The 12769-nt window shown below is 54.7% G+C and carries 13 protein-coding genes and 3 pseudogenes; 2 read left to right on the top strand and 14 right to left on the bottom strand.

What is annotated here, in order from left to right; genetic code table 11:
- Nucleotides 1-5: 5 nt before the first annotated feature.
- Nucleotides 6-221 (top strand): annotated as a pseudogene (locus BN77_RS28115) (transposase domain-containing protein); the annotation flags it as partial.
- 368 nt (nucleotides 222-589) lie between these two features.
- Here the strand turns inward: BN77_RS28115 and BN77_RS28120 are convergent.
- From BN77_RS28120 to BN77_RS28175, 13 genes and pseudogenes are all read right to left on the bottom strand, one after another.
- Nucleotides 590-886, bottom strand: a pseudogene (locus tag BN77_RS28120) (helix-turn-helix domain-containing protein); the annotation flags it as partial.
- 128 nt (nucleotides 887-1014) lie between these two features.
- Entirely contained in the window at nucleotides 1015-1740 is a 726-nt protein-coding gene (gene virG, locus BN77_RS28125; protein WP_007538736.1) for a two-component system response regulator VirG, read from the bottom strand.
- A gap of 138 nt (nucleotides 1741-1878) precedes the next feature.
- Nucleotides 1879-2919, bottom strand: coding sequence for a P-type DNA transfer ATPase VirB11 (virB11, locus tag BN77_RS28130; protein WP_040679009.1), 1041 nt, complete (start codon nucleotides 2917-2919; stop codon nucleotides 1879-1881).
- Nucleotides 2920-2950: 31 nt separating this feature from the next.
- Nucleotides 2951-4084 (bottom strand): type IV secretion system protein VirB10, encoded by a 1134-nt coding sequence (gene virB10, locus BN77_RS28135; protein WP_007538738.1) that lies wholly within the window; start codon nucleotides 4082-4084, stop codon nucleotides 2951-2953.
- A complete protein-coding gene (gene virB9, locus BN77_RS28140; RefSeq protein WP_007538739.1) occupies nucleotides 4081-4962 on the bottom strand; it encodes a P-type conjugative transfer protein VirB9 in 882 nt (293 codons plus the stop codon). The genes virB10 and virB9 overlap by 4 nt, the downstream gene beginning before the upstream one ends.
- The gene (locus BN77_RS28145; protein ID WP_007538740.1) at nucleotides 4959-5672 is read right to left on the bottom strand and encodes a type IV secretion system protein VirB8; all 714 of its coding nucleotides are present in this window, start codon (nucleotides 5670-5672) and stop codon (nucleotides 4959-4961) included. Before BN77_RS28145 ends, virB9 begins: the two co-directional genes overlap by 4 nt.
- Nucleotides 5669-5827: a type IV secretion system lipoprotein VirB7 gene (locus tag BN77_RS32765; protein ID WP_007538742.1), complete on the bottom strand. Its 159-nt coding sequence runs from the start codon at nucleotides 5825-5827 to the stop codon at nucleotides 5669-5671. Before BN77_RS32765 ends, BN77_RS28145 begins: the two co-directional genes overlap by 4 nt.
- Before the next feature lie 27 nt (nucleotides 5828-5854).
- The gene (locus BN77_RS28150; RefSeq protein ID WP_007538745.1) at nucleotides 5855-6769 is read right to left on the bottom strand and encodes a type IV secretion system protein; all 915 of its coding nucleotides are present in this window, start codon (nucleotides 6767-6769) and stop codon (nucleotides 5855-5857) included.
- Between the two features lie 96 nt (nucleotides 6770-6865).
- Nucleotides 6866-7528: a pilin minor subunit VirB5 gene (gene virB5 / locus BN77_RS28155; RefSeq protein WP_028749563.1), complete on the bottom strand. Its 663-nt coding sequence runs from the start codon at nucleotides 7526-7528 to the stop codon at nucleotides 6866-6868.
- A 15-nt stretch (nucleotides 7529-7543) separates the two neighbouring features.
- On the bottom strand, nucleotides 7544-9913 hold the full coding sequence (gene virB4 / locus BN77_RS28160; RefSeq protein WP_007538749.1) for a type IV secretion/conjugal transfer ATPase VirB4: 2370 nt from the start codon (nucleotides 9911-9913) through the stop codon (nucleotides 7544-7546).
- Nucleotides 9913-10239, bottom strand: a complete 327-nt coding sequence (locus tag BN77_RS28165; protein WP_007538751.1) for a type IV secretion system protein VirB3 — start codon at nucleotides 10237-10239, stop codon at nucleotides 9913-9915. The genes virB4 and BN77_RS28165 overlap by 1 nt, the downstream gene beginning before the upstream one ends.
- Nucleotides 10239-10592 (bottom strand): pilin major subunit VirB2, encoded by a 354-nt coding sequence (virB2, locus tag BN77_RS28170; protein WP_028749561.1) that lies wholly within the window; start codon nucleotides 10590-10592, stop codon nucleotides 10239-10241. The genes BN77_RS28165 and virB2 overlap by 1 nt, the downstream gene beginning before the upstream one ends.
- Nucleotides 10592-11326, bottom strand: coding sequence for a type IV secretion system lytic transglycosylase VirB1 (locus BN77_RS28175; RefSeq protein WP_007538755.1), 735 nt, complete (start codon nucleotides 11324-11326; stop codon nucleotides 10592-10594). Before BN77_RS28175 ends, virB2 begins: the two co-directional genes overlap by 1 nt.
- A 270-nt stretch (nucleotides 11327-11596) precedes the next feature.
- Here BN77_RS28175 and BN77_RS35250 point away from each other — a divergent pair.
- Nucleotides 11597-11921: pseudogene (locus tag BN77_RS35250) on the top strand (DDE-type integrase/transposase/recombinase); the annotation flags it as partial.
- A 488-nt stretch (nucleotides 11922-12409) separates the two neighbouring features.
- Here BN77_RS35250 and BN77_RS28190 read toward each other — a convergent pair.
- Entirely contained in the window at nucleotides 12410-12679 is a 270-nt protein-coding gene (locus BN77_RS28190; protein WP_007538757.1) for a WGR domain-containing protein, read from the bottom strand.
- Between the last annotated feature and the right edge of the window lie 90 nt (nucleotides 12680-12769).

Consider the following 12769-nt stretch of genomic DNA (forward strand, 5'->3'; position numbering starts at 1 on the left):
GGTAGATGGCCACCGGAAGAAAATCGTGGCTGTTCAGCGACACTGCTGACGGAGCCAGGGCCAGCGCTGTAATTTACAGTTTGATGCTGACATGCCGCGCCTGTGGCGTCGACCCTCTGATCTGGCTACGGCACGTGCTCACTGAGTTGCCGCAGCGGGGCGAAGCGGCCGAAATCGGCGACCTTTTGCCGTTCAACTTCTCCAAGACAAATGCCCAATAAAGCTGGGTACCGCTAGCATCCGTGCGCGTTTACCCCTGAAGAAGCCGTCTAGGCGCATCGAAAATCGCGCTTACGATGAAGGGCTTTGGCCTGCGTTTGCGATGAGGAATGAGAATTCCCGGCGGCATTTCATGGCGGCTGTCGTTGCATGTAGCCACGCTGTGAACAGCTTCACGACGCTAGCCATATAGGATGCATGCTTGATTGTGCGCTCGCTCATGCCCCGTTGGACGCGCAGGTATTCCTCGAACTCCGCACGGAGTACGATCCTGCCAAGCTCCGCCTGACTTGGCTCGCGAGGCGGTGCTGCAACGTTCTTGTCGCTAAGGAACCGGACAAAGCTCCTCAGCCGATACTCGGCATTATTCGCTCCGGCTTATACCTACTTGCCGCTCAACAGACAGACGCTCGACCATTTCATCGAGCGTCACGTCCTCCCGGTCGTAGATCATGTCGACGACAAACGCCTCATGTGCATCAATGACCGATGAGCGTCGCCAGCCTTGCGGCCGGGATGTCGGCTCGCCGTCACTCGCTCGTGCGATCCACCGGATCGCCGTCGAAATCCCAACCCCGAACCGGGCGGCCACCCGGCGCGCAGACATGCCCGCAGCAGACGCTTTTAACACGCGTAGTCGAAGATCATCGCCCAGTGCTCGTCCCATCATCCACCTCTTGCGCTGTGGATGTTGAATCAGCTTCGGTGCCCACCGTCACTTCACAATCGATTCGTCGATCACGGGATCTGCTCTAGCTAGGAACAAGCTTGCTGAAAGCGAGAATGCATCTCGCATCAGGCTGCCATCGTACCCCCGTAGGAAACATTAACGTCAACGTCGAAGAAATAGCCGGCACCTCTTGCCGTCTTGATCAGCTGAGGGCTTGTTGGGTCGCCCTCGAGCTTTCGACGTAGTCGCAAAATAAGAACGTCGATACTTCTGTCATATACCTCCTCCTCGCGCACTCGACTGGCGATCAGAAGCTGCTCGCGCGATAAGATGTCCCGCGGCTTTTCCAAGAAAGCCACCAGGAGATTAAATTCACCTGCAGTGAGTTTAATCTCCTCACGCTCTTCCGAAATCAAACGGCGTTGCCTAAGATTAAGTGTCCAATCGGCGAAATGAAACGAGCGGCGATCTTTCGCTCGCGTCACGCTCGGCCGCCCGCGCAAAGCGACACGGATGCGCGCCAGAAATTCCCGCATCCCAAGTGGTTTGGCAATAAAATCGGATGCTCCGAGCTCGAGAGCAACGACCTTGTCCGCCTCCTCAAAGCGATTACCGCTAATGACTATGATCGGAACATCAGATTTTGTCGCCAGGTTGCGAACGATTTCGAGCCCATCCTCGCGGCCCAAATTCAGATCGACGACCACGAGATCTACCGTCTCTGAGGAGAGTACGCGATTAAACTGCCTGCTGTCGGCTAAGGCGGTTACCTTAAAAGCATGCATCGTAAGATACTCGATTATAAGATGCCGCATCGCTACATCGTCATCGATGATAAGAACATGTTTCAAACGGGTTTCACCTTTCGATCTAGCCAGCCGTTTGCAGCTCCGAAATATGCATGGGGGGGCTGTTGAAACGCTCTACTCCTCACTTTTGTCCCTCCACGGGCACTTCTGCGAAACTTCGGTTCCGAGACAGAAATGCGACTAACGCTGATTGAGAAGATCGCCTATTGTCTCACCCTTCCGTCGCGCTTCCGCCGCGAGCCAAATTTCGCCCACCTCGTAGAAGTCACCATAGGCGCGGAAAGGAATGATCACATCAATAGCCGTTGCGAACATGTCAATTAGTGTGCGATCCTCCAAGCAAGCCCCTTGCGTACTGCTTTTCACGAGCGAAAATAGTTTTTTAAAACCCTGAACAGGATTCGCACCATGGATGGTGGAAATCGATCCGGGATGCCCTGAGACGACTTCGCTCAGATAGGCCCATGCGGCATCGTCGCGCATTTCGCCCAGCAGTATTCGGTCCGGCCGCATGCGCAGACTGGCCTGCAACAGGTGCTCAGCGGTCACTGCGCCCAGCCCAGCCCCGTTTTTGGAATAAAGCAGCCTTACGTGGTTCTCATGTGGAATGACGAGTTCGAGCGTATCTTCAATAGTAATTAGCCTTTCCTGCCGTGGGATAGCGCTAATCAAGGTCTTGCTCATTGTCGTCTTGCCGCTCCCGGTGGGGCCGCAAAGCAGCATTGTCAATCTACCAACGACGCACGCGTGCAGAAACTTTTCCAGATCCCCGTTATCATAGTGCAGAAGGATAGCTTCATCATCCTGATCTTGGCGTTTTTTTCGCGTTTGCCACTGATTCCACCTGGGAGCATTATAACGGGACGAAACCTCTTGGAGCCCGCAAACACGCGAGCTTGGCCGTCGAATCGTCAAGCTGACGGTGCCAGATGGTACCGTCGGCGGCAAACAGATTTGCAGCCGCTCACCACTTGGGAGTTCAGTTGCGCAAAGTGGGTTGCGTGGGCCTACGTCTTGTTTTCTCAGAGCGCCTGCTAAAATAGCGATGTCTTCAAGATCATCATAGGAGACGGGCAGAGGGAACTTGATGAAGGCGCCGGCTTGACGCACAAACGCCTCTCCAGGTCGATTTATCGCCACTTCCTCGGTCCTAGGGTCGTCGAGCCATCCCATAATCGGCCTAAGAAGGAAGCGCAGCTGCGGATCCACCTCCATTTGCATCTATCCCATCTGTACGCATAAGTTGGACTGGTTAGGGGTGCCGATCCCGCCCCCGTTTCGCATCGCCAGTCATGTGAAGCTGGTATATGCCTGAGAAATCGAGGTCCCGAGCGACGAAAATGGAGATCGTGTCACCCTGATCTTTCTTTAAGGTCGGCGGTATGTTGATAGTGGCCTTCATGGCTGTATCGGCCGCCTGCTCACCATTGTTCTGGAAGGTGTTCAAGCTCATTCCGCCACCCGAGCTGCCGGCATAACTGCTCGCGGCCTGGAAGGCACCTTGGGCGACACTCAAAAGCATAGCCCCGCTAAGGCGCTTCCAGAGGTGATTATCGACCGTGCCCGGCAAGCCCGAACGACCCAATTCGTCCGCGCTTGGTGATCCGAGCGAAATCATGACATGGTAAGGTGTCTCCGCACGATCCCAAAGCACAAAAACGCGTGTGTCCCCCTGTTGTAAACCACGCTGGATTTCTCCAACGACAATAGTGCCGCGATCAAGAAGCACGACATTGTTCGTTGTTCCACGAACATCCTGGGGTAGCAAGCATTTTACATAGCCGGCCAAATTTGTGTCGATCGCCGTTTGCAAAATGCACGGAATGATCGTTCCCTTGGTCACCATGAAGTCGGGATGAGGCAAGAGTGTAGCCAGTGTGGGCTGCAGCTCGTTAGCTTTCATGCGTATCGAAAGATCATTCGCGGCAGGCACTTCGCCCTTCGCCAAAGAGCTGTTTTCCCCATCGTCTTCACGTCCCGGGTGGTCCAAATCGCCCGGTTGAAAGGGCTTGCTGCTCCCTTGATCACCACTCGTGTACGCAAAAATCGGTGTCTCTTCTGGCCGCGCTTCGTGCCCTTCCGGCTCCTGTGCTGGTGGAGAAGCCGTCGGCTGCACAGTCTCCTGGGCAACCGAGGGATCAGGCGTAACGTCAATCGGAGCCGGATTGAACGGCTCGGTGTTGGTGGAGATCATGGGTGGCGGCGATGCATCCCCATCTTCCTTTTTTTGCCGACCGCCGAGCCAAATGAGGCCAAGTGACAGCGCGAGAACTACACCTGCTACGATTAACCTGTGAGACCCTGAAAGGGCTCGACGAGGTAGGTCGGAGACTAGGGACCCCGGCGCATCGACATCATGTGTGGATTGCTGATTGTCATCGTTCACCCCGCCCTCTCCTTTAGGACACGCTTCACATCAGGCCTCACAGTGCCGCTTTCAGGTCTTCTCCCAACAGCATCATAAGCGGCATTCCAAATGCATAATACTGTGTCGCCGTCCCTCAGACGCCAGCCACGGGAAACTGAGGAGATCTCGATATAGCTTCCTTTGACTGAATAGTTGGCGACAGCTTCCTTACCATCCGGATTGATCGTGTAAATGGAGGGCATGCGTATATTGCCTGGGAAGTGGAATACCGTCGTAAATCCGTCGTCGAAAACTTCGACCGGCAGCAGCGAGTGATCCCCTTGTGCAACATAGTGCCAATTCTTGTCTGCCGCACCAAAAGTCTCGTTAGGTTGATCCAATAGCACCTCCGCTCTCCGTTGATATTGTGCGTCCGCACGCACACGGTCGGCCACCGCCCTTTCTTGCGCCTCCTTGCGGCGAGCCGCCGCGTCGTCGGCAGGGTAGGCAAATTGGACGCTGTAGTAGAGATCGGGCTGCTCTTTACCGAGGTTGGAAAGCGCCCTGGAAGAAATGCTGAAGACATAGCGTCGCATTCCGGACTCGCTTGCGGTCAGCACGATCACCGGCTGTGACGGGAGCACCTGCCTAGCCTTGAGAAATAGATAATTTCCGCGAGGAAGGGCCGCGAGATCTTTGCTATTCGAAACGGCAACTGCTGTAACCGTCTCGTTGACCCCGAATGTTACGACCAAAGTGGCACCAACAGCCGTCGAAAGACGCACAACTTGGTCGGGATTGTAAGCCAAATAACGCATGCGCGGATCAAGTTTGCCCGCCGTCGGCGCGTCTTCGGCCTTCGCGCCAATTGCAGCGAATAGTAAACATAACAGAGTAAGAAATATTTTTTTCGTCATGGTTGGCTTTGGCCTGCGTTCGAAACGGTATCTTCCGTTGTCTGGTAGGAGGTGACAATTAGGCCTCCTGGATTGGTCAGTCTCAATCTGCCGGGTAAACTAGTCACTTTTTCATAGCGAACTGTGGCAGTCCAAGTACTCACCACCGGCATTTTTCCGTCAACGATTAGGGTTCGTTTGTAGCGAATTTGCTGCACATCCGGAGTGATATCACTTGTAGCGATGTGTTCGACCTGCAGCCTGCCGCGTTTGCCGAGGATAACCTGAGGCGAACTTGGATTCGGATAGTTGAAGAATTGCTGGTAGTCTTCGCGCACTGTCGGGGCGCTGAAGTTCGAGACTAGATCATAGGCGTACTGAGCCGTATCGGCATCATAGCCTTCACGCAGCCGAACATATTCCCACAGCGCGGCGTTAACGACGGCCTTTTCTTGGGTCGCAGGCAGTCGCGAGACGGATACCTCGCTGTCAACGGTTCCGTCTGGCCGTATCCATAGATATACCGGCACGAGCCTGATCAGCGGCACCATGGTGGCGATGGTGAAGGCTTGTGCAACATTCCCCAAAACCGCGAAGGCGGCGACAACTGCAATGGCTTTGGACAGACGCCGCACTGATTTTGCTCGCGCAGTTTGGAAAGCTTCCACTTCCTTGTAGTGCTCAGCCAAAGTTTCCCGGCCTACCAGCAAGGCGTATTCGGCCTCCTTCATTGCGTCCAACCACGTTGCTGCGTTGTAAGATCAGATGGCGCAGGCTGCCATCGCCCCTCATTCAGCGGGAATATTGGGCCTTTGCAACTCGCCAGTTTGGCATTTGTCTGACAGGCCGCTAAAGCAAGAGCTAGGCACAGCAGGCAATACTTCATCGAGTTTCTCTCCGTTGAATACTCGGCCTACTTGGCACCGGATTTTTCCGGCGCTTCACGTCGCTCTACTTGAGCGAAACGTCGGTACACGCTGTTGGGAGATGGGGCCGAGCCAGCCCAATAGCTGCCTGCAATGTTGCCGGCAATTGGCGGCAAAGCTACGATGAGAGCGTTGCCGGTCAGAAAGAACATGTCAAGTTCATAAAGGCCGATGATCTTAGCCGCGGTCGTACCAAGAACCATAACCACGCCGAGCATAATGGCTAATACGGATATTTCGGTTGCAATGACTATTGTCGCAACAACATTTAGCAGCAGAAGCAAAAGACCATAGGTGATAAGTTGTCCAATCCACTTGGCCGCTATATCGCGGGTGCGATCGAAGATATATCCTACAAGCACAAGGGGGCCAATCGCCAAAAGCACTTTCGTGAGAATCCCGACGGTATCAAGGATCCCAAACGTAGACCAGAGTATGGCGTAAAAGCCCAATTGCGCGCCCTGAAAGGCAAGGCTGTCCTGCCCATTCATTGGCCCGATTTCGGCCGCGACTCTCTGAAATGCAGCCTCTGTTAAGCTGAAGATTATGTCTAACTGGGCAGGCATGGACCGTAGCGGCAGGTGGCTGCCACTAACCTTCTGAACAAAGTTTGGAATAGTCTTTTCAAAAACTGAAACCACGTAATCGTGGTAGTTTGCCTGCCCAAGGATAAGGGCCACCACGATGGTAACCGTGATCACGCGCGTGACACCGCTGCGCGCGTCGGTTGCTCCACGCATTACCAGAACACCCTGGATAATAATCCAAAGAGTGACAAATGCGGCCAATGGCGCCCTTACCGCATCCTGGATCGTACCCAGCATCTTGTGTAGGCCGACCTCAAAAGCCAAACCAAAGACCTCATGGGTGGCCGTAAACGGCGCGGCAATCGTGAATTTCATTCGCTAGGGCCTGATCTTGACGTCTCGCCACGGAATATCGAGTAAGGTGAACTCCCGCCCTGGAGTGCGCGGATAGCGGTATGACTTAGCCCGCTCTCAGCGGCCGGCCCCAAAGATGATGGCGGTCTTTTGATGCTCTTTGCGTTGTGCAGCCGCCTCTTCTGCCTCGTGAAGCCCGGCCTGTGCGGTCGCCATCGTTAACAAGCTGGTGGCCTGAACATTTTGAATTATTGCGTCGTGGACCTGCTTGAGAAGCAAACCGTTGGTGACAGTTGCCTGCATGATGTTACCGGAGCGAGAAAGCTGAGCTGATGTCTCCGCATTTGCCGACAATCGCTTGTCCATTGCCTCCAGGTTATCAGCCGCAATTCCGGCGCTGTTCGCAGAACCGGCAATCTGCGACCGCAGCAATCCCGCTTCAGCGTCGCGCCCAATTATGGCGCGATCTGCATCATCGACAATCGAACGTGCCGTTGTCGACATAGGCATTCGCGCAGAGAACATTTCCTGCTCCAGGTTTCTAGTCGAGGGATACTGGTTTTTCTGATTGAGCGAAGTTAGCAGTCCGGTGACGCCAAAAGCAGACGTTAACATCGCCACCATCGTTACGGTTTGTTCGAGACTAGCTGCCATCTCGAGCGCCGTCGTCAGCGTCTCGAGTTCCGTCGCCGGATCGGTAACAACGAACTGCGCCCGCGCAGGTCCAATCGAAAGAAAGCTAACAGCGAGGGCCGCAGTAGCAAGTTTCGTAGTCTTCATAGTTCCCACCTTTGATCAATCTCGTGCCTCGGGGTAACGGGTCATGAATTCGTTAAGCCAAGCGGATGGGTTGTCTCCGTGAGCCTCGCGAAGCTGATTGGCGAAGCGCACCGTGTTGGCGCGCCCCGAAAGCACCGCGATATATTCGCGCATTTCCCGCAGATCGAATTCACAAACGACGCTTCCGCTCTCTCGCTTCAGCAGAAATTTCCGTTTACCCACTGTCATGTCTTCGCGGATCGCCTGAAATTCCCTTTCGGTACATTTCAGTCCATCGATATAGGCCGATCGATCTGCCGTAGGTGATGGATAGAATATTTTCGTCATACATTGCGCGACAAGACTGGCTCCTAGCTGCGATTCCAGAACATGCTCGGGTTGTTGCGTTGCGAGTATCAGCATCCCATTGTTCTTGCGAACCGTCAGTAGGAACTTGTCGATCACCGCTGAAAATTTAGGGTTCAGCAAGTATGCGCGAAACTCATCGCAACTCATCACAAATCGACGGCCGTCTACCATGGCTCCAATTCGATGCAAGAGATACGCTGCCGCGGGAGCGCATACTTCCTCATATTCGAGAAGATGCGTCATATCGAAACCAGTGATTGAAGGATCCAAATTTACTTCGTCCAGCTCTCCGTCGAATGCCCAGCCTAGCGCATGCCCTCTGCACCAGCGCTGGAGCCTCGCTCCTGCACCTTCCGCCGGTCCATGCAGTAGAAATTCACGCAAACCCGCAATTGAGCGCATGTGGGGATCAAACGAGAGCTGCCGTTGGATGCCCCGCATTAGACGCCGATTCTCTTCGGGCGTTACTCCTCCATGGCCATCACTCTCAATGAGCGCCACGATCCATTCGCGCAGAAAATCATGTGAGGCGGCAGAATTTTCCAAGCCACGCAACGGCGCCAATCCGCTTGGCACTCCTCTGCGAAGTGCCAAGTACGTGCCCCCAGTCGCCCGAACCAGGAGCTCACCGCCGCGGTCCTTATCGAAGAAGACAACCGCACCGGGGCGGTCAACCATACTCTGCTCAAGCATAGCTAGGATAAAGGTCATGAGCGTCGTTTTGCCCCTTCCGACGGGGCCGAATATCGCCGTCATGCCAACATCGTGCTCATGGGGGATGTAGTTGAAAGGCGTACTACCATTGGTGCGAAAGCAGGCGATCGCGTTTCCCCAGTGACCTAAGTGGGAGCCCTCGGGAAAATTCTCGAATGAAACCAACCCAGCGAAGTTGCGCGATGTGATCGCTCCTGGACGCGTGCGCCACTTATAGTTGCCGGGCAGCTGCGACCAATAAGCTGCCTCCATGCCAATGCCCTCTTGTACAACGACAGCTCCCGCATCGGCCAATCGCGTCCGTGCTCGTGCACCTCTATCGGCAAGACTATTGAGATCGTCTGCATATACGCAAAGGCTCAAATGATGCGACCCCATGACGAATTCGTTGCTCGCGAGCGCGTCCTCGGCCTCGAACAATTTGCTGATTTGGGTGACGGCTTTGTCGCCAGAGCTCGTCATTTGGCTGGATTTGAGGCTGAGTTTGGCGTGCGCTTGCGCGCGCGTCAGAAACGAAAAACTTTGCGTCAGAACAAGCGGAAAATCGGGAGATAATAGCGTGTTGAGCATGCCCGTTCGCGTCTTTGCGGGGTATTCGCGAAACGAGTAGATAGATCCAACGTAACTTTCTTTTGGTGTTCGGATTTCAAGTCCTCGCTTGCCGCAAATAACTCGATCGACATATAGCGAGGCGCCGAGCGAACCACTAACGACTGGAACCGGCGTGAATCGACCGGTCATTATTAGCCGCAGGGCTTCGCCAATTTCCGTGAAAACCACATCCTGCTTCTCACGAATACCAAGACGACGCAGGCCATACTCTTCGAGAGCTCCAGCAACAACCTGCCAAAGATCTTCCAAATTCCTGATTTGACTTGTGAGATCGTTTTCGTTTTTCCTGTAGAATTTGGTGAAATTCCTCCTTACCTTGCCAAGCTTGGTGCGGGGAAACACGATCAGAGTAAGGAAGTAATCATTGCGAAGAAGTTTTCCAGAAAGCACGCGCTGCTCGAAAGCTTCGCTCAGACTGGCAGAGAAAGCGCTGCGGAACCGTCGTTCAGGTGGTGGCGGTACATCGTGATGACGTACGAGATGAGCATATATCGATACATGATCATCGGCGATATTGCGCAAAAGCGTATTAAATGAACGGCAACGTGCGTTGCGCATTTCGGCATCTTCGAGTTCGAACGCCACACCAGTAACATGCGCCATCGTCATGACCGATCCATCATCCAAAAGGACAATATGGTCGCTGATGTGCCCAACGTAAGGTAGATAGACCTCACCTGACCTTTCGGTCGTGCCACTTGCACCGAGCATCAGACCATCCCTCTCCCGCGCGCGGAAACCTTGATCGGATTTGGGCTAACGCTTGCCCCACCCCAAATCAGACCATCAACGCTCCTTCCCGCCGTCTGCAAAAACAGCAGGACGACGCTGGCAGCATTATAGTCTCGTTCCACAACAAGCCGCGCTCCGAACCACAAGGGAACGAGTACGATTTCGTAAAGCGGGTTCTGAATAATAACGATGACAAAGCCGGCAAACATCATGAATAGGCCGGCCAACGTTAGCGGCACCCCAAGAAACAATGCGGGCCGTGTCGCCGCTAAGTAAAGAGTTGCTTCTTCCAGACGGTCACTCATCAACCGCCTCCAATCAGTGTTTTGCCGAGGAAGCTGGCCCCAAACATAATGACAATCCCCCCGACAACGCCTGCGACAAGACCAAGTGAAGCGCGGCCGAACATCCAGGAAATTCCGATCGCCACGATGCCAAGAACAGCGAGTGACTGGCCGAACGGACCAAGGATAAACGTGCATATGTTATTAACCATTGTGACGGGGTCGGTGCCACCACCTGCAGATTGGGCCGCGACAGGCCCAGAGAAGAAGAGGCTCCAACACATTGCGCCACCCACGCCAGCTATCAAGCGCATCACCACGCTCGACAAGGAGTGGCGATTCAGATGCAGGCGGTATCTCTCAAAGCATCGCATCATTGCGGGCCTCCTTCATTTAAATCGAACAAGAGTTGATTATCGTCTTCGGCTTTGCGCTCGTCCTGGTCCGGCGGTGGCGGACCGGCTGAACCACTAGCCCCGCCCTCTGGAGAATGACGATTATACGAACCCCAAACATCCCATCTTGCTTCGGACCTCGGCTTCTCCCGGTCATGTTCTGGCTGCTCGATTAACTGTGGGACGATCTGTTGAGCCGCCATCTCGACTTTTCGCACGTAGCCGTTCGCAAAGCCGTGAGTGAAATCACCGGTATTGTAGGCGGAGATCGCCCGACGAAGCGCCAATTGCTGGTCCTCATGTGTGTGGCCGCCAGCGTAGAGCCTCTGGAGCAAGTTTGCGGCGGCAGACAGCGACGCGCATGGTTGAAGGGCTCTGTCAGCCGTCAGGCCTAGGAGAGGAAAATTTTGCGAATTGATCTGCATAAGTCCGACATCCAGTGAATGTCGTGAGTCGAGGCGGCCTCTCATGACTTGAGTTGCCTGTGCCCGATTCTGCCAGTGAAGCGTTTCGCCCGTGGTATTGTCATGGACGGCAAGTGGATCAAAGCGAGACTCGACCTTAGCGATCGCAGCAAGCGTAGCTGGAGCAACTGACGGGGCGCATTCGCGCGCGAGATATTTGAACTCGGCAAATGACAGTGAGGCCGCGTCACTACTCGACGCGCATGCTGAGGCCAGCAAGACGATCGACAGCGGCCCTTTTGTCAACAATTCCTGTCCCCACGTTTATAACCAACACAGTCTCTTCGGTAGGAAGAGATGTCACCAAGTTCACCATCATCAGGAGCGTCGGTTACACTTTGATTTTTAATTTCTTCTTTTCGGTTTCATTTGAAGCAAAAACCGCTTTCCAAGCTTGGACGTATGCGCCAAGCGTGGGCATCAAGTGTTTCCGGGAAACCACTCGGTACTGGTCAGAACCAATATGCTCGCAAGCATGGCAGTTCGCCTTGGCGACGAATGATCAGCCGATGCAACGGCATGGACTTCGTGCACGATCAGCTCGCAACCGGAAAGAAACTGCGGATGACGGTGGTTGACACCTTCTCGCGGATGCTTGCCAACTTGATCCGCGTCACAGCTATCGAGCGGCAGATGTCGTGTAGACCTTGGAACGGGTATGCCGGAATGTCGGCTATCCAAAGACGATCAGGGCCAATCACGGGAGGAAGTTCGAACCTCGCCATTTCAATCGTTGGGCGAATGCCTAGGCGTCCTTGGATTTCTTATGAGCACATTATCCGTCAGCTTGCATGGGCGTGAATGTTTGAACCAGCATTGGTTCCTCACCCTTGCGGATGCCCCGTAAAAAATGGAGGATTGGCGTAGAGATTACAATCCTGTTTCATGACACCCATCTTTCTATGTTGTTGAAGGAAATAGGTTTTTCTTGATCTGATCCCGCGGGATGGCGAGGGTTCTTCCGGGCGCGATCGAGGATCTGACGTGCTTGTGGGGTCGCGAGTTTTGAACGGCTGAAGATCCATGGGCCATCGGGTAGCGGATGGGCCCCCTCAATATCGCCAGCCTCGGCCGCCAGACGCAGCGCCTTTGGCGTTATCCCGAGCAACTTCGCCGCACCGCCCAGAGCCATGGCTCGACCCCGTCGATCTGGGGACGGAAGACCGGAATCTTGCGATATGACCTCAGCGCGGTGACCCGCTCCCGTGTCCAGCGATTGCCATTGCCGGTCGTCCGTTGCAATTGAGGACACCGGCAATCTCCCCCGCCTGACGCGCCGGATCGCCGCCGCCTCAAGCTCGAAGTTTCGGCTTGCCCTGTCTCCTTCCGCCATCAGGCAATCGTCTCTCGCGAAAGATGCGATCTCGGGCCGTAGCCGCGCCTCCGCTTCTGCCGCAGGAGTTGGAGGAAGAGCCCGACCGCTTCCTCCTCCTTCTCAAAATGATGGACCAATCTTTGACCGCTGGCGCCGATGCGGCCCCATCGGCGGATCAGACAGGCTTGGCCGAACAGGTTTGGCTCGATCGACATCGCATAATAGCGCGCCATGTTCTTCCTGGCGTCCGTGCGTTCGACATAGAGCTGGTAGGGCTGCGCGATCATAACAGGCAGAATCGGACAAGGCAGACTCCGCGTCCAACAAGATATTTGAATCGGTCGGTGTTCATTGATTCACGCCGGTGATGGATTGGT

This window comes from Rhizobium mesoamericanum STM3625 (genome assembly GCF_000312665.1).
GTDB classification, from domain to species: domain Bacteria; phylum Pseudomonadota; class Alphaproteobacteria; order Rhizobiales; family Rhizobiaceae; genus Rhizobium; species Rhizobium mesoamericanum.

What these genes read in the sequence shown, in the direction of transcription:
- virB11 (WP_040679009.1), bottom strand. Translation starts at nt 2,919, where the DNA reads ATGCAAATGGAGGTGGATCCGCAGCTGCGCTTCCTTCTTAGGCCGATT.
- virB9 (WP_007538739.1), bottom strand. Translation starts at nt 4,962, where the DNA reads ATGACGAAAAAAATATTTCTTACTCTGTTATGTTTACTATTCGCTGCA.
- BN77_RS28145 (WP_007538740.1), bottom strand. Translation starts at nt 5,672, where the DNA reads ATGAAGGAGGCCGAATACGCCTTGCTGGTAGGCCGGGAAACTTTGGCT.
- BN77_RS32765 (WP_007538742.1), bottom strand. Translation starts at nt 5,827, where the DNA reads ATGAAGTATTGCCTGCTGTGCCTAGCTCTTGCTTTAGCGGCCTGTCAG.
- BN77_RS28150 (WP_007538745.1), bottom strand. Translation starts at nt 6,769, where the DNA reads ATGAAATTCACGATTGCCGCGCCGTTTACGGCCACCCATGAGGTCTTT.
- virB5 (WP_028749563.1), bottom strand. Translation starts at nt 7,528, where the DNA reads ATGAAGACTACGAAACTTGCTACTGCGGCCCTCGCTGTTAGCTTTCTT.
- virB4 (WP_007538749.1), bottom strand. Translation starts at nt 9,913, where the DNA reads ATGCTCGGTGCAAGTGGCACGACCGAAAGGTCAGGTGAGGTCTATCTA.
- BN77_RS28165 (WP_007538751.1), bottom strand. Translation starts at nt 10,239, where the DNA reads ATGAGTGACCGTCTGGAAGAAGCAACTCTTTACTTAGCGGCGACACGG.
- virB2 (WP_028749561.1), bottom strand. Translation starts at nt 10,592, where the DNA reads ATGCGATGCTTTGAGAGATACCGCCTGCATCTGAATCGCCACTCCTTG.
- BN77_RS28190 (WP_007538757.1), bottom strand. Translation starts at nt 12,679, where the DNA reads ATGATCGCGCAGCCCTACCAGCTCTATGTCGAACGCACGGACGCCAGG.